Genomic DNA, 24,741 nt, shown 5'->3' on the forward strand with positions numbered 1-24,741 from the left:
AATAAAACAATAATCTACCAACTGTAATACAAATTAATATTATTATCAATAATTTATATTAATAATTTAATCTTTTTATGCTTTTACTTTGAGTAAATTTTACTTCCATAGAATAAGTATAGAGTTATAATACACTAACAAGCAAACCTCTGTACTAAATTTTGGTTAATATACACGTTGAGCGTATTAAGAAAGTTGCTTTTAAAGTATTGCATTTTACTTTTATTTTCGCTATAAGGTTGCTTTAAGTTGGATTTTCAACACCTTTATACTATTTGTGTTATGATTTTAAAATTTTTTGGGGGCACTTCATGAAAAAATCTATTTATACTAGAACTGCTCTAGCTTCTCTATTGACTTTATGTTCTTTCAGTGGCTTTGCTGCTGACTTTTCTGACGAGAGTATGAAGGAAATAAAAAAGCAAGAGAGTAACGAGTCAACCAAAACTTCTGGAAAGATGGAAGTGATGAAGACGTCAAATAAGAAACTAAAAGAAAAAATGGACAGGATATGTAATGCTGATCCAAGAAAAAAAGCTGAGGAGCTTAAGAAAAAAGAAGAACTAAGATTAGCAGCTGAGCAGAAGAAAAAAGAGGAGTTAAAATTAGCCGCTGAACAAAAGAAGAAAAAAGAAGAGTTAAAATTAGTAGCAAAACAAAAGAAAAAAGATGAAATTAGGCTAGCAAAAGAGAAAAAAGCAAAGCTTATAGAGGATTCAAAGGCGAAAGCTCTAAGCACTAAAAATTCTAATGTAGAAAAGTCAAAAATTAAGGATTCTAAAACTAAGAATGCTAAAATTGAAGCTAAAGATATAAAAAAGGATGTAAAAGTTGTTAACAGCAATACAGAGGAAAAAGGTAAGGCAAGTCCTGTTGTTTCAGTTGGTGGGGTTGATATTATCAATACCAATCAAGGGGATGGTTTAAGAATAACTTTCGGTGGCGTTGTTGATTCTCAAGGTTATGGTAACCATGGGCTAAGTGGCTATAACCATTATAATGTTATGCCAGGTAAATCTACAGATTATTTTAACAATACTCCAGATAGTATAAAAGGAGCAAATCCAATATTTCCTAAAGGGATAGGGAATATTGGTGATTACAGTGAAAACATGGGCATGGTTTCAGATGCAATATTGCACTTAAGAGCTGAAAATAAAAATGAGGATATTGGTCTTCGTTATGGTGCCGATGTACAATTCCATGTTCCAGTTACTGAAGGTAAAGGAGCTTCACAAGGCGTGAATGCTGCAAGAGGTAGAAGTGCACATGTGTTTTTGAACTCAAAATATGGTGATCTGAAACTTGGCTATCAGTTTGGTCCTGAGTCTTTGATGAGACTTGATGCAACAAGAATTGCAACTGTTGATGGAGCTGCAGATAGTGACTGGTTCAGAAAAGTAAACTTAGAAGGAAGTGCTGCAAACTTCCCATTTTACGTAACACCACGTCTTTACACTGAAAGCTTCTCGAGCGAGAGCGAAAAACTCTCCTTCCGTATGGCAGGAAAATACAACAAAGACGTTATGACCACATTGCCGTTTAGAGCTGCTTACTACTCACCAAATTATATGGGTGCAAGATTTGGTCTTAGCTACTCACCTCGCTATGATAGTGGTTTATCCGTTGTAAAAGAAATAGATTCAGTTCTTTCTAAAAATGCTCAAAAGCAAGATGAGGTAAAGAATGAGGAAACGTTAAGACATGTTGGACCAGATTACCAGCATATAATAAGTGCTGGTGCATCATATGAATATGACTTTAGTAAACATAATATAAAAGTTAAAACTTCCGTAGTTGGTGAGTTTGGCTTGGCAAAAGAGCCAAGTAAAGATAAGCATCTTTATAAGGAATTCATAGAGTACAATAACTTGATGGGTGTTAATTTAGGTGCAAGCGCTGATTATAAGATTGATGAAGATCAAAGTGTAAAATTTGCTGCCTCTTTTGCATACTTGGGCAAGTCGGGGCAACCTAAGAGTATTAAAACGCTGATAAAAGGTACTGGTAATAACCCTGATGAATATAAATCTCTTCCTGATACTGATAAAAGAGTAATAGGGCTGAAAGCTCAGTTTGATGGGAGCGGTAAAGACACTATGTATTGGACTGCAGGTGCTGGTTATCAATATGATAATATCTACACAAGCTTGACATACTTTGGTAGCAGAATGAATGATAAAGATATGCTTCATGATATTGCACTTGGTGTTCAGTATGATCTATCTTCTTGCAATAAGAGCAAATTTGTTCCTTATGCAGCCTTACATTATTTTATGACTGATGAAAAAGGTGCGCTGAAAGATCAAAAAGGTGCTGAGGTACCTTCTAACAAAGGAGTTCTTCTCCTCACTGGTGTGAAGTTTTCTTTCTAGTTATTTAACAATACACACCACAGCTTGAATGTGGTGTGTGTTTTCACTATGCACTTTCAAAATGTTGAAAAAATTTCCAATATATGATATAATAGCTAAAACTAGGAAGTAATAATCTAATGAGTATAACAGTAAATCTTGATGGGGAGTTCGAGAAAATAGTGCAGTCTCATTCCATATTGCAAAATAGTTCTGTACCGCAACAAATCGAACATTGGGCTAAGATTGGTCAGATTGCTGAAGATAACCCTGAGCTAAGCTATAATATCATCAAAGAAATCCTTTCAGGTATTGAGGATGCTAAATTAGGCAATATTGAAGAGTATAAGCCTTTGTAGCCATATTCCATAAGTGCTCCTTTTCTATCGTCTCAGTGCCAATTTTTGTCATATCAGTATTTCTCTCCTTGTTATCCCAGCACCCCTTTCTTGTCATTCCAGTGCTTGACACTGGAATCCAGCTTTTGATCGAAAATGTTGTATAATGCACAATCAATTTTTCTTGATCCCAGTGTCTGGACACTGGGATGACACCTTTGTCTTTGAGGCAAAACCGGCTATAACACTTAACATATAGCTTTACAAACAAATGTTTGTAAAGCTGTATGTCAAGCACTGGAATGACACCCTATGGTTACTCAGATAATGGATAAATTATCGTAATCCCTTACCTATCGAACGTTTTCAAATTCAATCAATTAAGCGGGAGACAACTATGCAAACCAAATTAAAAAACCATTTAGCTGGAGAATTACTTACCATCGCTACTTGCTGGAAATTAACACTTGTAGGTGGGAAAGTAATGGGATTTACCGACTATGACGAAGATTTAAATGTCAATAATATACTCTATAAATCTTCAAGTGGGTTTACAGCTAGTAGCATAATATTAAATAGCGATTTGAGAACTGATAATCTAGAAATTGAAGGAATATTAAATAGTGCTGATATTAAAGAAAAAGATGTTTTATCAGGAAGGTATGACTTTGCAAATATTGAAATATTTCTTGTGAATTATAAAGATTTGAGTCAGGGAATTATGAATTTGCATGCAGGAACTTTTGGTAAAGTAACATTAAATAGTGGGAGGTTTATCGCTGAAATTAGAGGTCTTGCGACAAAGCTTGAGAGAAGCATAACAGAGCTATATTCTCCTGTATGCAGGGCACAATTTTGCGATGATAGATGTAAAGCTGATGCTAAAAAGTTTAGTAGAATGAGCACAATTACTAAAGTGATAGATGAAAGAAGATTTGAAGACACTAATTTAATCGAAAGCGATGGATATTATAAGCACGGAGTGTTTAGTTCAGCAACATTTGAAGTTGTAGTTAAAGAATACAAAAATAAAGTAGTTACATTATTTGCTTCTCCTCCATATCAAATTTCTACCGGAGATAAATACTCGATACTTGCAGGTTGTGATAAAGCGTTTTTAACGTGCAAAAACAAGTTTAACAATACTGTGAATTTCCGTGGCGAACCATATATACCAGTTGTTTAGCAGCATAATTTTTAATATTATGAATAAGTATGGAAAGGTGGCTGAGCGGTCTAAAGCACACGCTTGGAAAGCGTGCACATATGAAAATATGTCGGGGGTTCGAATCCCCCCTTTTCCGCACATTATTTCTAGTATAACATAGGTTTTGTTCTTTAAGGGATATAGCATTAGCACTTCAGCTTCGCAATTTTTCAGAGTCATCTACGTCAATAAAAGAATAGAGTTATCAAGTTGCAGAGCCTTCTTGATTTTTGATGACGAAGAGTAATAGAAATACAATCCAGTAGCCAGCTGCTGATCCCTATTACTAATAATGTCTTGCAATACTATACTTAGTCTGTGTCATTTCTTCCGAGCATCAGCAAACTCGTATATACTCAACCTACCATAATCTGTCGATATAATTCTTTATTGAAAATTTCGGAAGACAAAAAAGCCTCACACTTTTTTATTAAATAGACATGTAATCGTATTCATCCAAAGATGATTCCATTATTGTCTTTTGTGGATCAAATGGTTCAGAACTTAGATCATATATATTATTACATCTTGCCTTGCATATAGATCGCCCGGCAGGATTATACCAATCATGTATCTCTTTACATTTTCTGTGGCAAAGATTATGGTCACGTGCTTTTTGCTCGTCTATCCAAGAAAATAATTTTTGTGTAGATTCTTGCACCTTACTTTTACTCGTAAAAGGATAAGTATGGTAGTTTTGTGTATTTTTTGACATAATATTCTCCCTAATTAAAAAACTAACATAATATTAAAACATTAATATTAATTCTAATAATGGCATAACTACTTTTTAATACATTTTTTACGAAAGTCAAAACAAATTATACAGCCCTCCTTCCTCTCCACCTACAGAAACACTAAATATATTTTTTAAACACCTGTTTTGCTCTTGCTTCTAATCACTATTCCATTACTCACACTTGTTACCTCTATATCAGACGATTTTACATTATTCCTAATCAGATGATTTACCACTACTCTACACTTATATTTATCTATTTCTTGATCAGAGGTTTTTTTATAAAATTTCCTGTAATTTACCCCCTCTCTTCATCAAGAGAAGTATTTCCTAAAGTAAATGATAAAGATATAATAAGGTATTTAAGTTATAATGGCATATAGTGTGGATTTAAGGGAAAAGGCAGTATTGATGATAGAAAAAGGGAAGACGAAGATTGAGGTAGCAGAGCTTATGGAGATAGACTCTGTACCGCTGGTTAAAAAAGAAAGCTGCTGGTGAAAGCCTAAAGCCATCTAAAAACGGCAGCTTTATTCGAAAAATAGACCCAAAAATACTCAAAGAATATGTTACAAAGAATCCAGATCATACTCTGGCAGAGATGAAACGAAATCTTGGATTTGGAATACATTCAATTTGGTATAGACTAAAACAGCTAAGAATTACTTTAAAAAAAAGTCACACTATATCAAGAGCGCAATCAAGAAGATAGACAGCAATTTACCGATAAAATCTCAAAAATAGACCATTCTAGCACCTTATATATAGATGAAGCAGGAGTTGACAATAGATTATACCGAGAGTATGGGCACGCTCCAAGAGGAAAGAAAATTTATGAAGATATTCCAGCGAGAGAGAATCAGTATAGTAGCCGGGTGGATTGGAAAGAGATTTGTTGCACCAATAACTTTTACTGGAGGGTGTAACAAAGAAGTATTTAATGCATGGTTAGAGCATTCCACAGTTACAACCTGGTACAACCATAGTTATGGATAATGCTACATTTCATAAGACTCCTACAACAAGGTCATTAATAGAATCTTTTGGCTGTCATTTGCTCTATCTTCCAACATATTCACCAGATTTGAATCCCATAGAACACTGTTGGCATAACATCAAAAGCCGCCTCAGACCTCTAATGTATAAATATACAGACTTACAACTTTTGTTTGGTAATGCCATAATGGAACTTTATCATCCATTTTAGAAAATACTATACTATTGGAAAATGCCCATCGTCTTGACATTTTTCTTAAATCGTGGCAGTTTTAACGTTCATTTCAAAATTTTCTCTGTCCTTTTTTGACTCCCTTTAAGAACTCAAAAGTTTGTTCCCATTTTCTTTTTTCTATGTAATATTCCATTGGTAGTTTCTCTATATTATTCACGGTCTCTTTTTCCTTATTTCTCCTACTTTTTCTTTACTTTATTTTCTCACAGCATATTTTGTTCACAGAACCCAGATAAAATTCACGAATTTCAATGCTTTAGCTATTTTAAGTAAAATTAAATTTACTAATACAAACAATAAATTACTATTCTTAAATTTGATCAGATTGATTGCAAAAAATAAGATTTTCAATACGTTGCTTGTATAGTTGGCCTTTCATAGTTAGTGATGCAACAAAGCCATTTCAGTGTTTGGGCGCTGGGGTGACACACTGGAATCCAACTAAGTTGGTAAGCATGTTACAACGTTTTTGACGACGAAAAGACTGGATAGCTACTTTCATGACAACCATTTATTTGTCTTTTCTCGTCTATCTTATTTTGTCACTATGCTGAACAGATACTCAACAACCATCACCTACAAGGTGAAGGGTTAAATTTTAATCAATGTGAAATTGATCATTGTCATGAAGTGGCTCGCCTTCCTGGATAGATATGTACTCCTGTATCACCTCATCTGTAATTGTACCAGAACTTACGGCTAAATATCCACGTGCCCAAAGGTGCCTGCCCCAAAATTGCTTCCTTAGACTTGCAAAATCTTGCATCAGCAACCTTGAACTTGTTCCTTTCAAAAGTTGTACAATTTTACTAACACTTTGCTGTGGTTTATATGATATGAACATATGAATATGATCTACTGCAACTTTACCTGAGATAATTTGGATTTCATTTTCCATGGCAACCTGCCTTAGCAGTTCCCTAAGTCTAACAGCAATTTGGCCTATTGGAACCCTTTTGCGATATTTGGGAATCCATACCAAGTGTACTTTCATATCGTACTTAGAGTGTGCATTATACCCATAACTTCGCATACGCGACTATTATAACTTGTCCTTCGCCTCAAGGCGAGACAATCCCCGAAGGGGGACACTAAAGTACTAGTTTCTTTGGGTTCACACACAGTCCTATCAGGAGTTTTGTGACTGTGATTGCAGAAAACATCGAGCATAAAACTCCTATCGATAAAGTGATAGAAAATCCTCTAATTGCTCCGCTACCAATAATGAACATTATTCCTGAAGCAATTAGTGTAGTGAGGTTTGAATCAAGGATTGTTTTTATTGCGTTTTTAAATCCTTCTTCAATTGCACGAACCGTTCTTTTTCCTGCTCTTATTTCTTCGCGAATGCGTTCAAATATTAAAACATTTGCATCTACCGACATGCCAACAGTTAGAGCAATGCCAGCAATTCCAGGGAGAGTAAGAGTTGCTTCAAGTAAGGTAAGAATGAGTAGTATAGAGATTACATTAAAAACGAGTGCAACAGACGCTAACAAGCCTAATTTGCCGTAAGTAATGATTATAGATAAACCAACGGCTATGATAGAGATTATTGCTGCAATTTCTCCTGCTTTTATTGACTCTTCTCCAAGGCTTGGACCAATGTTTTTTTCTTCAATTATTTTAAGTGGTGCAGGTAGTGCACCTGATTTTAAAAGTATTGCAAGTTCACTCGCTTGTTTTTCAGTGAAATTACCGCTAATTTCTCCCTCTCCATTTAGAATAGGTTCACGTATTGTTGGTACAGTTAAGACTGTGTTATCTAAAACAATTGCAAAAGGCTTTCCTACATTTTCTTTAGTAATTTTTGCAAATTTTTTGCTTGCTATGCTGTCGAATTTGAAATGTACTGTTGGTTTACCTAAATTGCCAAATCTAACTGATGCGTTAACTAATGAATCACCGCCTATTTCAGTTTTGCGGAATATCGGGTAGGAATTACCCAAAGAATCCTTGAGCATAATCGTAGTGTCATGATCGATATCTTGCATTTTAGCTACATTGGTGTTTGCCAAATGGAAGGCCAGCTTGGCTGTTTTGCCAAGCAGAGATTTTATCTGCTGAGTGTCTTCTACTCCAGGAACTTGGACTAATATCTTATTTTGTCCTTGTTTTTGCACACTTACCTCCTTAGTACCAAGCTTATCTAAGCGTCTTTGAACATTAACTATTGACTCTGAAACTACTTCATTGATTAATGAATTCTTATAATGCGGTTTATATGAAATGAAAATTGCAGTATTTTTTCTACTCAATTCTAAATTTGGGTTTATTTTATGTATTAACGTTGAAACTTTTTTGTAATCATCAATATTATTTAAAGTTACAGCCACTTGTTTATCGTTTTTTGCGCTAAATTCAATCTTTTGTGTTAACAGACCTTCTTTTACCTCATCGGCTAGCATGCCCAGTTTCTCTTTAAAGTAAAAGTCTAAGTCTACGTTTAGAAGTATAGATGATCCACCTTTCAGGTCGAGCCCTAGATTTATCCTCTTTTTTGAGGTGAGAAACTTATTATCAAAGAAGTTTGGCAGTATTATATATAAAGATAGCAAAAAAATTAGCAATACTGAAAGAGATTTAACTGTGAGCTTGTTTAGCATAAATTTAAACTATACTTAGGTACAGTGTAAACTGAATGGTTGCTAATCACAAGCACCTAAATGAAAAGGTCCGTGAAAGATAAAAAACAAGCCTAGAACCAATATCTCTATAATTGATTTTGTTCTTTTAGAACATCATTTATTGAAGCAGTATAAACACATGTATTATGTGTAATTCATAGAGGTTATTACAATTGACTTGTCAGATTGAGTCTGAACTAGTTGGCTTGTTAAGAGATTTGGATTTTTGAAGTGATTGTAGTTTCTGATTGTGTTTATAATTTTGCATGACAAACGACTCTTTTGATAAGATATAGTTTTTCACTTAAGCAAGGAATCGTATTTTCCAGTTCCTTATATTTTTCCCAAGGAGTTTTTCCTTGAAGAGCGCTATGAGGGCGGTGTTTATTATAATACTCTTCCCAATCCCTAAGTTTAATTTGCAATTCAGAGCTCTTGATGGTAACACTGCTGTAAAACTCATCTAAGTCTGTACGCTGTGCTCTTTCCACTTTACCATTTAAGTGTGGGGAAAACGGCTTAATAGGACGAAATTTAATTTTCCATTCCTTCAAACATTCTTGCACCTCATAAGCAAAAAATTCTTGCCCTCTATCAGTTTGAATCCTTTGGCAATGGAAAGGTATTCTTTCTCTTAGTTGTTTTAGGAAATCTAAAGTGTTTTTTGAAGTACGTCTTGAATATAATGCAACAATTTTATAACGTATCTATAGCAGTATATTGATAAAGCCCTGACGATATTTTGCACACATCCATCTGCACACGCTCTCCAGGTACTTTACAGTTATAACGCTTGACCTGTTTGCGATAATGACGTTTAACATGCAGAAGACTTACACTATGTTTTTTGAAAATTTTGTGTATAGTAGCCAATGACAATGATAAATCATATAGACGTCTTAACTCGGTTTCTTGCCCCTAGCTTTCTAGTTTGTCTTAGATGAAGAATAAGCTTGATTCATTGATCTTTTGCAAAGGTGAAGTTTTAGGCTTACTACTGAGATCTACTAATCCTTTTTCACCTAACTCTTCATAACGTTTGTACCATTTACGTAAGGTAAAACGTGAAATACCATAATGCTCTTTCCTGCATGACCCAACTTTTTGTATAGTTTTATCCAACTCAGACGTAGTTTAACCCTAGATTAACTAATTTATCCTTTGCAATTGTAATAAGGTCTATACACTACTGCAAATCCAAATTTCTATTTGACCTTACATTCTTATTGTAATAACCTCTATGAATCACACATGTCAGAGTTGGCTCTCAGATTCTCTGTTTGTTTTGTCTAATTTTGTCAATTGCAAGGTAAGTGCATAAACCAAGTGTTAAGAAAATAACTATGCTAAGTGGTATGTGATTAGCAAGAAATTTACTATAACTTAAATCTTTCCAAACGAGAGGACTAGATAGAGAGGGGTGAGAGAAAAATCTGGAAATTGCTACTACTGCACTTAATGCTGTTAGAATAATAGCGACAGTGGCACCTACAAGAGGTAAAATATTCTTTTTATTAAATCTGCCATTAGAATCTTTTAAAATATCAAACATACATACTCCTCGATTACTAAATGTTCGTGATACTATGCACTAATTATAAAGTATTCAATAACTAAACTGGAGATAATAAAAAATGGACATAGAATATAGACATATAATATGAAGGATATATGCTAGTTAAAATAGGTACGAGAGGAAGCGACCTTGCGATCATCCAAGCTTTGGAAGCAAAACAAAGATTATTAGAGTCTTTTCCTAATCTATCCGTTGAAATCATTAAAATCAAAACTTCTGGTGATAAATATGCTAATGTAACCCTTGCTGAAATAGGAGGTAAAGGACTGTTCCTAAGAGAAATTGAGGCTGAATTGCTCGAGAATAATATAGATATGGCAGTTCATTCGCTAAAAGATGTACCTGCGTTTTTCTCGAAGGATTTAACAATTCCTTGTGTTTTAGAGAGACTAAGTCCATGTGATGTATTTGTTTCTCATAAATATAAAAGTCTAAAAACTTTGCCACAGCAGGCTACAATTGCAACTTCTTCAATAAGAAGAAAAGTTCAATTACTAAATTTTAGGCCAGATCTGAATATAGTGCCACTGCGTGGAAATGTGACAACTAGACTGCAAAATCAGAATTTTGATGGAATGATTTTAGCCAAAGCAGGACTGATAAGATTAAAAAAACACCATTTAATTACAGAAGTATTATCACCAAAAGTCATGTTAAACGCAGTAGGGCAGGGGGCAATTTGCATTCAATGCCGAAAGAATGATATAAAAGTTATCGATCTTTTAGAGAAAATTAATAATAATATGTCTTTTATAAGGGCAAAATCAGAGCGCAGTTTCATGAAGACGGTAAATGGTTCATGCTTTACGCCGCTTGCAGCTTTGGCGGAATATGTGATTGAAAACATGCTACGTCTTCGTTGTATGTTAGCGGGCGAGAGAGGTATATACTTCACTGAGCGTACTTCATTTATAGAAGATGCAGAAAAAATAGGTATGGATGCAGGATTAGAGTTAAAATCAAAATGCTTATAAGCTTACCTAAAGTATGTGGAATCTACCGTTATAATGTTTCAATGTCTAAAATGACTTGGTTAAATGTTGGTGGCCAAGCTGATGTACTATTTAAACCACGTGACGTTGAAGATCTAATGTGCTTGATAAAAGATACTGAGTTACCAATTAGCGTTATCGGTGCAACATCTAACATAATAGTGCAAGATAGTGGCATTCGAGGAATAACGGTGAAATTAGGTAAGGAATTTGCGTATATTAAATGTAAAGATAATAACTCCATAATTGCGGGTGGTGCCGCGCTGCTCAGTAACCTTGCATACTTTGCAGGGGAGCAGCAAATTAGTGGACTTGAGTTTCTTGCTGGAATTCCAGGAACAGTTGGTGGTGGAATAGAAATGAATGCAGGTGCATATGGTAGTGATATTGCAAGTGTTGTACAGTCGATAAGAGCAGTAAATCTAGAAGATGGAAATTTATATGAATTTTCCAGCGAAGAAATGGGATATTTTTATCGTGGACACAGTCTAAAAGGCAGGTGGATTTTTATTGAAGCTGAATTTAAAGGAGTAAGTTCAGAGTATGAGCTTATATTGCAAAGATTGAAAGAAGTTATTGATAAAAAAAATAAAAGCCAACCAGTAAGAGGAAAAACTGCTGGTTGTATATTCAAAAATCCAATAGGCTGCAAGGCATGGAAACTGATTGATGAATCTGGCTGCCGAGGATTAGATAATGGTGTAGCTAAAATTTCTAAGAAACATTGTAATTTTCTACTCAATTACAATAATGCAACTGCACTTGACTTAGAAAACCTTGGCAACAGAGTAAAAGATGCAGTAAAAGATAAATTTAACATTGAACTTGAGTGGGAGATAAGAGTGTTAGGTAGATAGCTGCTGCTGATTATCTTAAACTAATTCCAAAAATTGTTGTATAATATCATTTTGAGGTTTTATTTTCAATGCGCAAACTTGCAATATTCTTTTCTATACTATTTGCAGTTGTCGCTTACTATTTAAACAATGAAGTGATATTTGAAGTAGCAAAGCTATTTAGTGATATATTCATCAGTTTGTTGAAATTAATCAGTTTACCTTTGGTTTTTCTATCTATCGTGTCCACAATTTCAGGGCTTAAAGACTCAATTGAAATTAAAGTCTTACTTAAGAAAACACTATTTTATACGCTGCTTACAACCATTATAGCTGCATTTGTTGCGCTATCTTTCTATTTATTCATAGATCCAGTAAGAAAAAATTTCATAAGTAACACAATAGAAAGTGTGAGTGACAGCAACCACAATTACTTTTCATACTTAAAATCACTCATTCCATCAAATTTTGTGCAAGTTTTTCTTGAAAATAACGTTATTGGCAGCATATTGATTGCTTTTTTGATGGGTGGAGCTATTATTTCGCTCTCAAAAGAAAAACAAGATATATTACACCAAATATTTTCTGCACTATTTGATACACTTCTTAGAATTGCTCAAGGGTTATTAAAGTTTATTCCTCTTGCTGTATGGTCTTTTATCACATGTTTTTTATACGAGTTAAAAGGTGGCAGCGAATTCCATAGTCTTTTTTGGTATTTTGCTTGCATAATGTCCGCAAATTTCGTGCAAGCATTTGTGATTTTGCCACTACTAATATGGTATAAAGGCATATCACCAATTCAAACGATGAAAGGTGTTATGCCAGCACTTACACTTGCATTTTTTTCTAAATCATCTAGTGCAACGCTACCTACAACTATAGAATGTGTGCAAAATCAGCTAAAGGTACCAAAGAAATTATCGTCTTTTATTCTGCCAATATGTACAACAATCAATATGAATGCGTGTGCTGCATTTATTTTAATCACAGTGATGTTTGTTGCAGAGATGAATGGGCACACATTTTCCTTAAGTGAGATGTTCATATGGATTTTTTTAGCTACAGGAGCTGCAATTGGTAACGCTGGAGTGCCGATGGGGTGCTATTTTATGGCAACTAGTTATTTGGTATCAATGAATGTTCCTTTGTACATTATGGGATTGATTTTGCCTATTTATACAATCATTGATATGTTTGAAACTGCAATAAATGTGTGGTCTGATATCTGTATAACACAGATAATTAATAAAGAATTTAAAACTCAAGAATGATATTAGATAATACAATAATAAAAGAATTTGAAGAGGCTGGTGCGATTTTGCACGGACATTTTGTACTCTCGTCAGGGCTGCACAGCAACACTTACATACAATGCGCTAAAATTTTTGAAAATCCAAGCAGAGCAATGAACGTTTGTGAGCTATTGGCGAATAAAATAAGAAAAGATCTTATTGAACCCATAGATTTAATAATATCTCCTGCAATTGGTGGAATAATCGTGGGTTATGAGATTGGTAGACAGCTTGGAATCCGAACAATATTTTGCGAACGTATTAATGGTAAATTTGAATTACGCCGTGGATTTGAGATTAAACAAGGTGAGAAGATATTACTAATTGAAGATGTGATTACCACAGGTAAATCTTCACTTGAAGCAGTAAAATGTGCAGAAGAGAAAGGAGGTAAAGTTGTTGCTGAAGCTTCTTTGATCAAGAGAAATAGTGAAACAAAACTACCTTTTCCTATCATATCTTTAATTGAACTTAATATCGAAAACTATAGCGAGAAAGAACTGCCAAGTGACTTAAAACAATTACCCATAATGAAACCTGGGAGTAGAGAATATTTAACAAAGTAATTCTATATAGTATATATTTTCCCTTGATTTAGCTAAGGGTTTTATGGATTTTTTAAATTTTGCCCATAAAACCCCTTTCATGATTAAAAATACACTAAATCTTGGTTTTCACATGTTTCATTTTTTGCCATAATAGACAATAATTCTGCACTCTCATTGAAACTATTTGCAGCAGTTTTTAAAACCTCAGATTTTGCTTCTATGAGTTCACATTCAATCTTGTCTATTCTTGTATCCAAATCCCTATGTGCATTTTCGATTAACTTATTCATTTCATATTCTAGAAATTTGCTTGATTCTTCACTTTGTTCAGTGAGAAAATCACCTATTTTGCTTGTGATCTCAGGTTTGATAAGGCTTTCAATCTTTTCTTCAGTATATTTTTTTACTTCTTCTTCTACCTGAGTTTTGATTTCTGGCTTTAGCAAATCTGCAACTTCTGGTCCTACTTTTTTCACTGCTTTTTCAGCTGCATTTTTTGCTGCTTTTTCAGCATTTGCTTCTACTGACTTTACTGTCTTATCAATCGAATTCGATATTTTTTTTCTATTTCATTAGCTTTTTGGTTAGCTATTTTGTTAGCTTTCTCTTCAGCTAACGTCAGCATTTTTCCTTCAATTTTTTTTACTTCATCTTGAGCTGCTTTTCTAGCTTCTAGTTTTAAATCGTTACCCATTTTAGATATTACTTGTTCTGCTGCTTTTTTTGCTGCTTTATCTATGCCAAACCAGCCTCCTAATGTATCACTTACACCATATGCTAAAGTTTCAGAACTCAATTGACTTTCTGAATTTTGTGGCTGGTTCCTGTGTACTTTCCATACTGTATTCTGTGTGTCGTAACTCGATTGACTTTCCGAATTTTTTGGTAGTGAATTGAACAGGTCAAAATGTGATCTTAGATTATAATAGCTTGGTTGATCGTTCGAATTATTACTATATTTTGCCATATAATATACTCCTTAATTTAAAAACTATACTAATATTAATATACAAGTACAAAAATTATATTAATATTAGTATAATAATTTTTCAGGGTAGTAGTATAAATTTATAGTACCTTTTGAAAAAATTCATGACTTGACGACAAAGAGCGTTATATTGGTATCATGACTGACTTGGAAAAGATGAGAGAAAAACTGCAAAATCAAATTAATTATCATAATATCTTATATTATCAAAAAAGTAAGCCAGAGATAAGTGATGCTGAATATGATGAACTGAAAAAAAAGTTAGCTGCAATAGAGCCAGAAGCTTATGCAACACAAGATAGTGTTGGTGCTCCGCCTGATGAGAGATTTTCTAAGGTGGAACATCAAGAACCTATGCTTTCTCTTGAGAATGCTTATGATGAACAAGGTGTAGAAAAATTTTTGTCTAAAATAAAGAGGTTTTTAATTGAAGACGAAATAGAGATACTATGTGAGCCAAAAATTGATGGATTGTCATTTTCTGCAATTTATGAGGATGGAAGATTTGTTAAAGCTGCAACTCGAGGTGACGGTTTTGTAGGAGAGGATGTAACTCACAATGTTGCAACAATAAAAGGCTTTCCTAAGTTTTTACAAGATGTGCAAGGAAGACTAGAAGTAAGAGGTGAAATATATATCAGTAACAGTGACTTTCTAAAGTTAAATGAAAATAATGAATTCGCTAATCCTCGAAATGCAGCTGCTGGTTCTTTAAAGCAATTGAATGCGAACATTACAGCAAAAAGGCCTCTTAGATATTTTGCTTATTCTTTAATTGGTGGAATAGAGAAAAGTCAAAGTGAAGTACTAGAAAAGCTTGAAATACTTGGCTTTTGTGTAAATGAGTATCGTTCCTTAACAAGTAGTTTGAATGGAATGCTGAAATTCTATAACGAGATCTATGATTGTCGTTATAACTTGGATTATGATACCGATGGGATAGTCTATAAAGTGAATGATTTGGTGCTACAAAGTCGTCTGGGAAGTACACACAAAGCGCCACGCTCAGCGCTTGCATATAAATTTTCTGCGGTTTATGCAAAGACAAAGTTAAATAAAATATTTATACAGGTGGGTAGAACGGGGGTTTTAACTCCAGTTGCAGATTTAGTACCAGTCAATATTGGTGGAGTATTAGTTAGCAGAGCAAGTCTACATAACCAAGATGAGATAAAACGTAAAGATATAAGAGAGGGAGATGTTGTAACAATTAAAAGGGCTGGGGATGTAATTCCTCAAATTGTCAAAGTAGATGAAGGTTCTCGTCATACAAATATGCCTGAATTTGTTTTTCCTGACATATGTCCTGAATGTGGTAGTAAAGTGCAGATTGAAGGAGTGGCAGTAAGATGTTCTGAAGAATTTAATTGCAAGGCTCAAATAGTAGAAAAACTAAAACATTTTGTGTCAAAAGATGCATTTGACATTGTTGGCCTTGGTGAAAAACAAATAAAGTTTTTTTATGATCTTAGCCTAATAAGACAAATTCCAGACATTTTTATTTTAGAGGAAAGATTAAAAGAGTTTTCCTTAAAAGAGCATCATGGTTGGGGCGAGAAGTCAATAGCTAATCTATTAAGTGCTATACAAAACAGAAGAGTAATCACTCTAGATAGGTTCATATTTTCTTTGGGTATCAGATTTATCGGCCAAGTTGCAGCAGAATTGCTCGCAAATTATTATGTATCTTATGATAACTGGTATAATTCGACGTTATCAAATGATGTTGAGTTGGTAGGTATAGATGGTATAGGAGAAAAAGTAGCTGAATCTTTAAAATCGTTTTTTTCTCAGGAACGTAACATTAAAATGTTAAATGATCTTACTGCATATCTGCAAATTCTTCCCGTGAGCTCCAACTCTAGCGATTCTTTTTTGAATAACAAAATTATAGTGTTTACTGGTAAGCTACGTGCTATGAGTAGAGGGGAGGCAAAAGTAAGAGCTAAAGTTTTAGGGGCAAAGATCAGTTCAAGCCTTTCTACTAAAACTGACTATTTAATTGCAGGAGAAGATCCAGGTTCAAAATATAAAAAAGCAATGGAATTGGGTGTGGAAATTTTAGATGAAGAACAGTGGAACAAATTGTGTGATTCATAGAGGTTATTACAATAAGAATGTAAGGTCAAATAGAAATTTGGATTTGCAGTAGTGTATAGACCTTATTACAATTGCAAAGGATAAATTAGTTAATCTAGGGTTAAACTACGTCTGAGTTGGATAAAACTATACAAAAAGTTGGGTCATGCAGGAAAGAGCATTATGGTATTTCACGTTTTACCTTACGTAAATGGTACAAACGTTATGAAGAGTTAGGTGAAAAAGGATTAGTAGATCTCAGTAGTAAGCCTAAAACTTCACCTTTGCAAAAGATCAATGAATCAAGCTTATTCTTCATCTAAGACAAACTAGAAAGCTAGGGGCAAGAAACCGAGTTAAGACGTCTATATGATTTATCATTGTCATTGGCTACTATACACAAAATTTTCAAAAAACATAGTGTAAGTCTTCTGCATGTTAAACGTCATTATCGCAAACAGGTCAAGCGTTATAACTGTAAAGTACCTGGAGAGCGTGTGCAGATGGATGTGTGCAAAATATCGTCAGGGCTTTATCAATATACTGCTATAGATACGTTATAAAATTGTTGCATTATATTCAAGACGTACTTCAAAAAACACTTTAGATTTCCTAAAACAACTAAGAGAAAGAATACCTTTCCATTGCCAAAGGATTCAAACTGATAGAGGGCAAGAATTTTTTGCTTATGAGGTGCAAGAATGTTTGAAGGAATGGAAAATTAAATTTCGTCCTATTAAGCCGTTTTCCCCACACTTAAATGGTAAAGTGGAAAGAGCACAGCGTACAGACTTAGATGAGTTTTACAGCAGTGTTACCATCAAGAGCTCTGAATTGCAAATTAAACTTAGGGATTGGGAAGAGTATTATAATAAACACCGCCCTCATAGCGCTCTTCAAGGAAAAACTCCTTGGGAAAAATATAAGGAACTGGAAAATACGATTCCTTGCTTAAGTGAAAAACTATATCTTATCAAAAGAGTCGTTTGTCATGCAAAATTATAAACACAATCAGAAACTACAATCACTTCAAAAATCCAAATCTCTTAACAAGCCAACTAGTTCAGACTCAATCTGACAAATTAGTTGCAATAACCTCTATGAATTACACACTTCATGCTATTTTCTCTTGAGAGCTGTATTTTATTCACCCAATAATTACCGCTATTTTGAGAATCTTCCTTCACAATTTTTTCAGCATTTTCAGAAAATTGACATAGCTTCTTATGCTTTTCAAAATACCCCTGCTTAATAGCGTCATAAACTGAGTATCCACCAAGTAAACAATCTTCTCCTATTTCTTTCTTATTCTTTAATTGATCAAAGTTCTTTCTGTCCTCGTCACTTATCTCCACTCTTATTTTGTTGCTATTTTTGTCGCTAGGACTTAATTGAATATTGACTTCTCCTACTTCAGTGGTAAAAGTCATCTTGATACTGCTTTCTAAGATGTCTGTATAGTTCCTTTTTCCCTCTACACTCTTGACTGTTACTATACTTTTTCCAATCTGTAACACATAAAATTTTAATTCTGGATTACTTGTAATTTTTGCAGGTTCAACAGCACTATCGTGTGAATACTCTATAAAAAAATATTTATTATCTCTGCATATTCTTAATACAGATTTGATCTGGTTGCTTTTGTTTATAACACTTCCATATGCTAAAATTTTTAGCTCATCTTTAACTTCTTGACATTGTATATAAATATGATCATCAAATTGGAAATTTTCATTATTCATAAATGCTTCAGTTGCATACTGCATTTCATCATGATAAAAGAGATCTCGTCTTACCTTTCCACCTTTTAATAACAAACTCTCAACAATTTTTTGTATTGTATCTAAATTGTTAATTGATAATCCATCTGCATCGCTATAGCTATACCCCCCCTTAGATGTTGTGGTACTGGATCTTACACGCACAATATTATCAAGAATACCTGTTATTTCTTCAAATATAAGATTTGTCACAGTCTTGCCACAGTTACTATAACATAAGTTTAGCCTTATCCCTTTTTCTAAGTATTTATCTGTTATATATTGAATGCGGTTTAAAGCACTCTCTGTTTGCCTATATTTCTCTTTAACGTTTTTTACTTTCTCATAAAACTCATCCATCAGCTTTCTATCATCATTACTTTCAATTAACAACATGTCTAAATTTGCTAAAATTGAATTATGCGCAGTTCTTTCATCGCCATTTGCTGAAATTGGATCATGTACAGTTTTTTCATCATCAAAGAAATCATCATCTTCTTCATCGTCAGAAAAATCATCATTTTCGATAAGAGAGTCATCATCCGAACATGTCAGATCCATTAAACCCCAATCACCTACATCATCATTTCCATCTGGAAGATATTCAGAAAAATCACCCTTTTTGATAAGGGAATTATCATCTGAAGATATCAGATCCATTAAACCCCAATCACCTACATCACCATTTCCATCTGGAAGATATGAAGAGCTCCATGAATCTTCATTATTTGGCTCTTGAGAAAAAGAGCCCTGAAATTTACCTGTAAACATTACATTCTTTATTAAAACATTTTCACAACAGTGTAACTCCCTAGATGATGGACTTATTTTTGTATCAGAAACTTATTTAGGATTAAAGATACCTTTGACTTTCCACCATTACAAAAAGACATTATATGTTATGTAAAATAAAAAACCTAATGCAAGTATAATTTTACTCATTTTAGTTTTTTTTTATATTTTCTCTTCTTGAAAAGATACTGACCTTCCAGAAAAAGTGGAGAAAAAGTTGGGACGTTTTTAGTAAAAAATGTTTTTATAAAGGGGTGTAATATGACAAATGGAAGAGAGTATACAGCAGAATTCAAAGAAGAAGCTGTAAAACTTTTCAGAGAAACATTTTAAAACATGCATCTCATTTAGCATCAAGTAAAATTTACTTATTTACTTTTCCTAAAATCGCAAAAAGGTACGTATCCTTGCGAGAACGGCTTAAATAAAAGCAGCGTTGTGCAAATAAAAGTGTAAAATTTGTAACAAAGCTAAGCCGATCAGTTCATATCTAAATTTGACTAAAGTAGTCTATTATGGCTAGTTATAAGGTATAACAAAGTGATTATAAATAAAAGTTCATATGGATCACGTGGCAGACCATAAGATTCCAAAACGAAAAGTTCTCGTGCGACTTGAAAGTCATGAAATCGTGATGGTTCAATCCCATCCGCCATAACATCTGGCTGAAATCGTTATCCACATTTTGTGAAATTGGCAACTTCACATGGTGCAAACATGGATAAAAAGGGAGTAATACTAAACCTTATGGTAAATCCTTCCAAGAAGAGTTAGATATGGTTACGAAAGGAACTTATGTCTGAATTGTCATAACCCATAATATGCGAAATAAGGTTGAAACGCATAAACCAAAAGGTATGGAGAAATATAGGATGATCAAAATTTTTATGTTTGATCAAGATGTTTCCTGTCTCCCGGCAAATAGTAAGAACCTAAGTCTAACGTGAAACGATTTCATGGAACGGAGTAACCACATGGAAGCTCTTATTATCCCTTGTTTAAAAAGGATAACTAAGAAGGTGGCCCACTAAATGCTTCTACGTAGAGGGATTGTTTAAGAAGCTAATGCCTAAAGTAATATTGGGGATATGCAGACGTAAACACTGTAGTTTGGAAGGTAAAGTTGTGAATAGTAGTAAGTGTGTAATTCATAGAGGTTATTGCAACTAATTTGTCAGATTGAGTCTGAACTAGTTGGCTTGTTAAGAGATTTGGATTTTTGAAGTGATTGTAGTTTCTGATTGTGTTTATAATTTTGCATGACAAACGACTCTTTTGATAAGATATAGTTTTTCACTTAAGCAAGGAATCGTATTTTCCAGTTCCTTATATTTTTCCCAAGGAGTTTTTCCTTGAAGAGCGCTATGAGGGCGGTGTTTATTATAATACTCTTCCCAATCCCTAAGTTTAATTTGCAATTCAGAGCTCTTGATGGTAACACTGCTGTAAAACTCATCTAAGTCTGTACGCTGTGCTCTTTCCACTTTACCATTTAAGTGTGGGGAAAACGGCTTAATAGGACGAAATTTAATTTTCCATTCCTTCAAACATTCTTGCACCTCATAAGCAAAAAATTCTTGCCCTCTATCAGTTTGAATCCTTTGGCAATGGAAAGGTATTCTTTCTCTTAGTTGTTTTAGGAAATCTAAAGTGTTTTTTGAAGTACGTCTTGAATATAATGCAACAATTTTATAACGTATCTATAGCAGTATATTGATAAAGCCCTGACGATATTTTGCACACATCCATCTGCACACGCTCTCCAGGTACTTTACAGTTATAACGCTTGACCTGTTTGCGATAATGACGTTTAACATGCAGAAGACTTACACTATGTTTTTTGAAAATTTTGTGTATAGTAGCCAATGACAATGATAAATCATATAGACGTCTTAACTCGGTTTCTTGCCCCTAGCTTTCTAGTTTGTCTTAGATGAAGAATAAGCTTGATTCATTGATCTTTTGCAAAGGTGAAGTTTTAGGCTTACTACTGAGATCTACTAATCCTTTTTCACCTAACTCTTCATAACGTTTGTACCATTTACGTAAGGTAAAACGTGAAATACCATAATGCTCTTTCCTGCATGACCCAACTTTTTGTATAGTTTTATCCAACTCAGACGTAGTTTAACCCTAGATTAACTAATTTATCCTTTGCAATTGTAATAAGGTCTATACACTACTGCAAATCCAAATTTCTATTTGACCTTACATTCTTATTGTAATAACCTCTATGAATCACACAATTTAATTAAAAAATGTTGTCATTCGAGTAGCTGACACTGGACTCCAATGTCAATTACTCGGATAACAAAAAAACACAGGCTTCACATGCATCTGCAGTACTGTATTAGTCTACTATCTTCATTCCCACAACATTATACCCTGAATCAACATGTAAAATTTCTCCAGTTGTACCACTACTCAGGTCGCTTAATAAGTATAGTGCTGCCTTGCCAACATCTTCTATTGTAACATTGCGTCTAAGTGGAGAATTACTTCTATTACATTCCGATATGGAGTGAAAGTCACTTATTCCAGAAGATGCCAAAGTTCTGATTGGACCAGCAGAAATTGCATTTACTCTGACGTTCTGTGGTCCGAGATCACATGCTATATATTTTACACTTGCTTCAAGTGCTGCTTTACATAAACCCATCACATTATAATTTGGCATAACTTTTTCAGCACCATAGTAAGATAAAGTAAGTAAACTACCGCCATTTAACATCATTTTTTCCGCCCTTTGCGCTAAAGCAGTAAAAGAATAGCACGATATATGCATTGCATTAATAAAGTTGTTTAGTGAAGTATTGACATATTTACCATTTAGCTCATTTTTATCGGAGAATGCTATTGCATGTACCAAAAAGTCAAGAGTATTCCATTCTTTCTTTATTTCCTCAAAAGCATTATCTATGGTTTCCTCATTTGAAACATCACAGTGTAATGTTAACTCCACATTTAATTCATTTGCTATTGGTAATAATTTTTCTTTTATTGTTTCATTTTGATAAGTGATTGCAAGCTCAGCTCCATGTTCTGAGAGGGTCTTTGCTATACCATATGCTATTGACCTCTTATTTATTATTCCGGTTATTAACCCTTTTTTACCCTGCAATATCATAGAATTATTTGCCTTTTTTATAATTTGAAATATTAACTAGGCAAAGTCAATTATGTTTTAACTGTAGCTAACGTATAAAAATTACTTCCGCATATTTCCAACCTCATTATAATTACAATTAGAGATATTTTAAGAGCTCAAAATCTATCTTTAGTCTGCAGACTTTTTTTTTATTAAACAATCAAATTCATCAAAAAATGTAGTGTATCTTCTTCAGTGTACGTGGGTGCACACACATACTTATCTGTAATAGTTTAGACTTGATCTGACAGATTAACAAAGTAAGATAAAAATATAAATAAATTTTAAAGGAGTGTCAGATATGAGTAAAACACAAGAAAAAATACTAAAACCAAAGTTGGGGTTGCTAGAACTTGCAAAGCAATTAGGAAATGTATCACAGGCGTGTAAAGTAATGAAGGGATACATTTTACCGCTTCAAAGAGCTGTATGAAACAGGAGGGATTATATGAGATAAACAAAAGCAAACCATTACTTGCCAATAGAGTACCAAAGGATACAGAAGAAGCAGTAGTTAGTAGAGTTTCCAGCATATGGACAAGAAAGAGCAGCTAATGAATTAAAGAAAAAAGGAATTCTAATATCTGCTAGTGGGATAAGGTCAATACGGCAAACTCGAAAATTTTAAAAAGAGGTTGAAGGCGCTGGAAGCGAAGGTGGTCCAAGACGGTATAATTTTAACAGAGAAGCAAGTTGCTGCTTTAGAAAAAACTAAGGAACAAAAAGAAGCCAATGGCGAAATTGAGACACAACACCCTGGATACTTAGGTAGTCAAGATACCTATTATGTAGGCAATATCAAAGGTATTGTATCAACAAACTTGGGAGTGTTAAATAAACCATACGCGTCAAGTTAAGAGATTGTAAGTAAATTCAGGGAAGTTAAGGTAGATACTCTAGTTTTTCTGTACTTGTCTTTTAATGAAAATCGAGACCAAGTTATGGTAATCTTTTTAAGAAAAATTTTCAAACTATTAACTTTATTCTTTAGTGCTAAAAATAACTCTCTAACCCGCCTTTTTAGCTCAATAAATGCCTTTGTTAAGCTAAGTTCTGTATTCTTTTTCACTTCTATGCAACCAACTATGCCGTGAAATATAAGAATTGCGCACAATTTAGCATATAGTTCACATAATACTCTGCATGGCTTTCCTTTTAAGTCTGATATGCCTTTTATACAATTTAAATAATAACTCAATTTGCCACCTTACTCTGTAATACTTGCTCAGCACTAATTTTATCCTCTGGAATATTAGTTTTGACCAGTTCAACAATTTTTGATTTCTTTTAGAGGATCTGCGATCTTGCTAATCTATTAGCTTTCCTTCTTCTGGCTATATTCAGTTAGTTTCTGACATATAATTCTTACTCTAATTTTTGCTTCTTTTCCTAACAATACCTCGTTTTCTAAAAATAACTTATCCTCTAAACATTCTAATAACTCCATTTTTTGATTTGTTTCTACATCATATATGTTGGTATCGGATTTATAACGACTTATGAAATAAGCTCCTATTTCATTGATTTGTTTAAAAGAACTTGAACCGAGATCAGATATTAGCAAATCATTACTTAATATATTACTTAAATGTTTCCTATATCCCTGGTCTGATCTTACTCCCTCCGTTAAATTAAGTTGGTCTATTATCTGATTCATGTAGTCGAAAACTAATTGTAACTTTATTCCAGACTTAGTATTGCTTTCATAGCCACTGTAGCTAGTACCATAACCTTTATACATCTCTTCCATATTGTTAGGTAGAGTAATATAGCTACTGTCCAATAATTTAACACTATTAAATAGCTGTAAGATTTTGCAATTAACTTGCAAGATATTTTTAAAGAGAACCACAGATTCATTATACATCCTTTTCATAAATTCCACTGCTTCTTCAGTAAATCTAAAATCCAAACCTTGTTTTGTTATATCTATCGAGTCCTCGTTTAGTAATTGACACATTGTTTCTACGCTACAATTATCAACCCCTATATTACCCAAGACCATGGCTTTTACGAACGATGAACCTTTTAGCTTTCTCTTTCTTTTTATAAACCTTGTTGTAATTGAGATTTTGTCTGCTTTTTCATTAAAAAATTCTTTGAGCTTTTTTGATAAGCTAGTTATTTTATTCATTGGTTCTCTCACTAAAAGTATTTCTGGGAGAACTTATACCTTATTATTCTATCTCTTTCATACCTTTATTTCCTTAACTTGACGCGTATGCTTTATT

At 33.7% G+C, this 24,741-nt stretch carries 23 protein-coding genes, 1 tRNA gene and 4 pseudogenes; 16 read left to right on the forward strand and 12 right to left on the reverse strand.

What is annotated here, in order from left to right; genetic code table 11:
* Positions 1-311 precede the first annotated feature (311 nt).
* From BWZ41_RS06435 to BWZ41_RS06455, 4 genes are all read left to right on the forward strand, one after another.
* Positions 312-2,375 carry a WD0745 family porin gene (locus BWZ41_RS06435; protein WP_143689828.1) on the forward strand — a complete coding sequence of 688 codons (2,064 nt, stop codon included), beginning with the start codon at positions 312-314 and terminating at the stop codon, positions 2,373-2,375.
* Between the two features lie 119 nt (positions 2,376-2,494).
* Complete coding sequence (locus BWZ41_RS06440; protein WP_143689829.1) at positions 2,495-2,713, forward strand: TA system antitoxin ParD family protein; 219 nt, start codon at positions 2,495-2,497, stop codon at positions 2,711-2,713.
* A gap of 376 nt (positions 2,714-3,089) precedes the next feature.
* Positions 3,090-3,878 carry a DUF2163 domain-containing protein gene (locus BWZ41_RS06450; protein WP_143689830.1) on the forward strand — a complete coding sequence of 263 codons (789 nt, stop codon included), beginning with the start codon at positions 3,090-3,092 and terminating at the stop codon, positions 3,876-3,878.
* A gap of 31 nt (positions 3,879-3,909) precedes the next feature.
* Positions 3,910-3,996, forward strand: a tRNA-Ser gene (locus BWZ41_RS06455).
* A 333-nt stretch (positions 3,997-4,329) separates the two neighbouring features.
* On the opposite strand, the gene BWZ41_RS06460 is transcribed toward BWZ41_RS06455, so the two are convergent.
* Positions 4,330-4,614: a hypothetical protein gene (locus BWZ41_RS06460; protein ID WP_143689831.1), complete on the reverse strand. Its 285-nt coding sequence runs from the start codon at positions 4,612-4,614 to the stop codon at positions 4,330-4,332.
* Between the two features lie 396 nt (positions 4,615-5,010).
* Between BWZ41_RS06460 and BWZ41_RS08305 the strand changes: the two genes are divergently transcribed.
* From BWZ41_RS08305 to BWZ41_RS08580, 4 genes are read left to right on the forward strand one after another with little or no spacing between them, the layout of a single operon-like run.
* Entirely contained in the window at positions 5,011-5,139 is a 129-nt protein-coding gene (locus BWZ41_RS08305) for a hypothetical protein (RefSeq protein WP_277750560.1), read from the forward strand.
* A complete protein-coding gene (locus tag BWZ41_RS08575) occupies positions 5,105-5,350 on the forward strand; it encodes an IS630 transposase-related protein (protein WP_143689951.1) in 246 nt (81 codons plus the stop codon). The genes BWZ41_RS08305 and BWZ41_RS08575 overlap by 35 nt, the downstream gene beginning before the upstream one ends.
* A 56-nt stretch (positions 5,351-5,406) precedes the next feature.
* Positions 5,407-5,634, forward strand: a complete 228-nt coding sequence (locus tag BWZ41_RS06470) for a hypothetical protein (RefSeq protein ID WP_206663884.1) — start codon at positions 5,407-5,409, stop codon at positions 5,632-5,634.
* Positions 5,627-5,845: a transposase gene (locus BWZ41_RS08580; protein WP_143689833.1), complete on the forward strand. Its 219-nt coding sequence runs from the start codon at positions 5,627-5,629 to the stop codon at positions 5,843-5,845. The genes BWZ41_RS06470 and BWZ41_RS08580 overlap by 8 nt, the downstream gene beginning before the upstream one ends.
* 622 nt (positions 5,846-6,467) lie before the next feature.
* Here the strand turns inward: BWZ41_RS08580 and tnpA are convergent.
* The 5 genes from tnpA to BWZ41_RS06495 form a co-directional block, all read right to left on the reverse strand.
* A complete protein-coding gene (gene tnpA, locus BWZ41_RS06480) occupies positions 6,468-6,902 on the reverse strand; it encodes an IS200/IS605 family transposase (protein WP_143689834.1) in 435 nt (144 codons plus the stop codon).
* Between the two features lie 58 nt (positions 6,903-6,960).
* The gene (gene secD, locus BWZ41_RS06485; protein WP_143689835.1) at positions 6,961-8,475 is read right to left on the reverse strand and encodes a protein translocase subunit SecD; all 1,515 of its coding nucleotides are present in this window, start codon (positions 8,473-8,475) and stop codon (positions 6,961-6,963) included.
* Positions 8,476-8,750: 275 nt separating this feature from the next.
* Positions 8,751-9,050, reverse strand: coding sequence for an integrase core domain-containing protein (locus BWZ41_RS08155; protein WP_241653859.1), 300 nt, complete (start codon positions 9,048-9,050; stop codon positions 8,751-8,753).
* A 382-nt stretch (positions 9,051-9,432) separates the two neighbouring features.
* Positions 9,433-9,618, reverse strand: coding sequence for a helix-turn-helix domain-containing protein (locus tag BWZ41_RS08160; RefSeq protein ID WP_241653858.1), 186 nt, complete (start codon positions 9,616-9,618; stop codon positions 9,433-9,435).
* Between the two features lie 145 nt (positions 9,619-9,763).
* Complete coding sequence (locus BWZ41_RS06495; RefSeq protein ID WP_241653956.1) at positions 9,764-10,048, reverse strand: hypothetical protein; 285 nt, start codon at positions 10,046-10,048, stop codon at positions 9,764-9,766.
* A 119-nt stretch (positions 10,049-10,167) separates the two neighbouring features.
* On the opposite strand from BWZ41_RS06495, the gene hemC reads away from it, so the two are divergent.
* From hemC to pyrE, 4 genes are all read left to right on the forward strand, one after another.
* Positions 10,168-11,046, forward strand: coding sequence for a hydroxymethylbilane synthase (hemC, locus tag BWZ41_RS06500; protein WP_143689836.1), 879 nt, complete (start codon positions 10,168-10,170; stop codon positions 11,044-11,046).
* Entirely contained in the window at positions 11,037-11,921 is an 885-nt protein-coding gene (murB, locus tag BWZ41_RS06505; protein WP_143689837.1) for a UDP-N-acetylmuramate dehydrogenase, read from the forward strand. Before hemC ends, murB begins: the two co-directional genes overlap by 10 nt.
* 68 nt (positions 11,922-11,989) lie before the next feature.
* Entirely contained in the window at positions 11,990-13,174 is a 1,185-nt protein-coding gene (locus BWZ41_RS06510) for a dicarboxylate/amino acid:cation symporter (protein ID WP_143689838.1), read from the forward strand.
* The gene (pyrE, locus tag BWZ41_RS06515) at positions 13,171-13,761 is read left to right on the forward strand and encodes an orotate phosphoribosyltransferase (protein ID WP_143689839.1); all 591 of its coding nucleotides are present in this window, start codon (positions 13,171-13,173) and stop codon (positions 13,759-13,761) included. Before BWZ41_RS06510 ends, pyrE begins: the two co-directional genes overlap by 4 nt.
* Before the next feature lie 83 nt (positions 13,762-13,844).
* Here pyrE and BWZ41_RS08165 read toward each other — a convergent pair whose 3' ends face one another.
* Together BWZ41_RS08165 and BWZ41_RS08170 are read right to left on the reverse strand one after the other, a co-directional pair.
* Positions 13,845-14,219: a hypothetical protein gene (locus tag BWZ41_RS08165; protein ID WP_241653957.1), complete on the reverse strand. Its 375-nt coding sequence runs from the start codon at positions 14,217-14,219 to the stop codon at positions 13,845-13,847.
* Between the two features lie 53 nt (positions 14,220-14,272).
* Positions 14,273-14,710 carry a hypothetical protein gene (locus BWZ41_RS08170; RefSeq protein WP_241653958.1) on the reverse strand — a complete coding sequence of 146 codons (438 nt, stop codon included), beginning with the start codon at positions 14,708-14,710 and terminating at the stop codon, positions 14,273-14,275.
* Between the two features lie 159 nt (positions 14,711-14,869).
* On the opposite strand from BWZ41_RS08170, the gene ligA reads away from it, so the two are divergent.
* Both ligA and BWZ41_RS08585 read left to right on the forward strand, forming a co-directional pair.
* Positions 14,870-16,831 (forward strand): NAD-dependent DNA ligase LigA, encoded by a 1,962-nt coding sequence (ligA, locus tag BWZ41_RS06530; protein ID WP_143689840.1) that lies wholly within the window; start codon positions 14,870-14,872, stop codon positions 16,829-16,831.
* 111 nt (positions 16,832-16,942) lie between these two features.
* Positions 16,943-17,888: pseudogene (locus BWZ41_RS08585) on the forward strand (integrase core domain-containing protein).
* Between the two features lie 4 nt (positions 17,889-17,892).
* On the opposite strand, the gene BWZ41_RS06540 reads toward BWZ41_RS08585, so the two are convergent.
* Complete coding sequence (locus BWZ41_RS06540; protein WP_143689841.1) at positions 17,893-19,341, reverse strand: hypothetical protein; 1,449 nt, start codon at positions 19,339-19,341, stop codon at positions 17,893-17,895.
* 842 nt (positions 19,342-20,183) lie between these two features.
* On the opposite strand from BWZ41_RS06540, the gene BWZ41_RS08310 reads away from it, so the two are divergent.
* Entirely contained in the window at positions 20,184-20,309 is a 126-nt protein-coding gene (locus tag BWZ41_RS08310; RefSeq protein WP_277750561.1) for a hypothetical protein, read from the forward strand.
* A 227-nt stretch (positions 20,310-20,536) separates the two neighbouring features.
* Here BWZ41_RS08310 and BWZ41_RS08590 read toward each other — a convergent pair.
* A pseudogene (locus tag BWZ41_RS08590) lies at positions 20,537-21,482 on the reverse strand (integrase core domain-containing protein).
* Between the two features lie 230 nt (positions 21,483-21,712).
* Positions 21,713-22,489, reverse strand: a complete 777-nt coding sequence (locus BWZ41_RS06550) for an enoyl-ACP reductase FabI (protein WP_143689842.1) — start codon at positions 22,487-22,489, stop codon at positions 21,713-21,715.
* 322 nt (positions 22,490-22,811) lie between these two features.
* Here BWZ41_RS06550 and BWZ41_RS06555 point away from each other — a divergent pair.
* Positions 22,812-23,319: pseudogene (locus BWZ41_RS06555) on the forward strand (helix-turn-helix domain-containing protein); the annotation flags it as partial.
* Positions 23,320-23,363: 44 nt separating this feature from the next.
* Here BWZ41_RS06555 and BWZ41_RS06560 read toward each other — a convergent pair.
* Positions 23,364-24,656: pseudogene (locus BWZ41_RS06560) on the reverse strand (IS4 family transposase).
* Positions 24,657-24,741 lie beyond the last annotated feature (85 nt).

Origin of the sequence: Wolbachia endosymbiont of Nilaparvata lugens (genome assembly GCF_007115045.1) — a bacterium.
Lineage (GTDB): Bacteria > Pseudomonadota > Alphaproteobacteria > Rickettsiales > Anaplasmataceae > Wolbachia.

Coding starts and splice junctions, on each gene's coding strand:
- BWZ41_RS06435 (WP_143689828.1), top strand. CDS start 312: ATGAAAAAATCTATTTATACTAGAACTGCTCTAGCTTCTCTATTGACT.
- BWZ41_RS06440 (WP_143689829.1), top strand. CDS start 2,495: ATGAGTATAACAGTAAATCTTGATGGGGAGTTCGAGAAAATAGTGCAG.
- BWZ41_RS06450 (WP_143689830.1), top strand. CDS start 3,090: ATGCAAACCAAATTAAAAAACCATTTAGCTGGAGAATTACTTACCATC.
- BWZ41_RS06460 (WP_143689831.1), bottom strand. CDS start 4,614: ATGTCAAAAAATACACAAAACTACCATACTTATCCTTTTACGAGTAAA.
- BWZ41_RS08305 (WP_277750560.1), top strand. CDS start 5,011: ATGGCATATAGTGTGGATTTAAGGGAAAAGGCAGTATTGATGATAGAA.
- BWZ41_RS06470 (WP_206663884.1), top strand. CDS start 5,407: ATGAAGCAGGAGTTGACAATAGATTATACCGAGAGTATGGGCACGCTC.
- BWZ41_RS08580 (WP_143689833.1), top strand. CDS start 5,627: ATGGATAATGCTACATTTCATAAGACTCCTACAACAAGGTCATTAATA.
- tnpA (WP_143689834.1), bottom strand. CDS start 6,902: ATGCGAAGTTATGGGTATAATGCACACTCTAAGTACGATATGAAAGTA.
- secD (WP_143689835.1), bottom strand. CDS start 8,475: ATGCTAAACAAGCTCACAGTTAAATCTCTTTCAGTATTGCTAATTTTT.
- BWZ41_RS06495 (WP_241653956.1), bottom strand. CDS start 10,048: ATGTTTGATATTTTAAAAGATTCTAATGGCAGATTTAATAAAAAGAAT.
- hemC (WP_143689836.1), top strand. CDS start 10,168: ATGCTAGTTAAAATAGGTACGAGAGGAAGCGACCTTGCGATCATCCAA.
- murB (WP_143689837.1), top strand. CDS start 11,037: ATGCTTATAAGCTTACCTAAAGTATGTGGAATCTACCGTTATAATGTT.
- BWZ41_RS06510 (WP_143689838.1), top strand. CDS start 11,990: ATGCGCAAACTTGCAATATTCTTTTCTATACTATTTGCAGTTGTCGCT.
- pyrE (WP_143689839.1), top strand. CDS start 13,171: ATGATATTAGATAATACAATAATAAAAGAATTTGAAGAGGCTGGTGCG.
- BWZ41_RS08170 (WP_241653958.1), bottom strand. CDS start 14,710: ATGGCAAAATATAGTAATAATTCGAACGATCAACCAAGCTATTATAAT.
- ligA (WP_143689840.1), top strand. CDS start 14,870: ATGACTGACTTGGAAAAGATGAGAGAAAAACTGCAAAATCAAATTAAT.
- BWZ41_RS06540 (WP_143689841.1), bottom strand. CDS start 19,341: ATGTTTACAGGTAAATTTCAGGGCTCTTTTTCTCAAGAGCCAAATAAT.
- BWZ41_RS08310 (WP_277750561.1), top strand. CDS start 20,184: ATGCGAAATAAGGTTGAAACGCATAAACCAAAAGGTATGGAGAAATAT.
- BWZ41_RS06550 (WP_143689842.1), bottom strand. CDS start 22,489: ATGATATTGCAGGGTAAAAAAGGGTTAATAACCGGAATAATAAATAAG.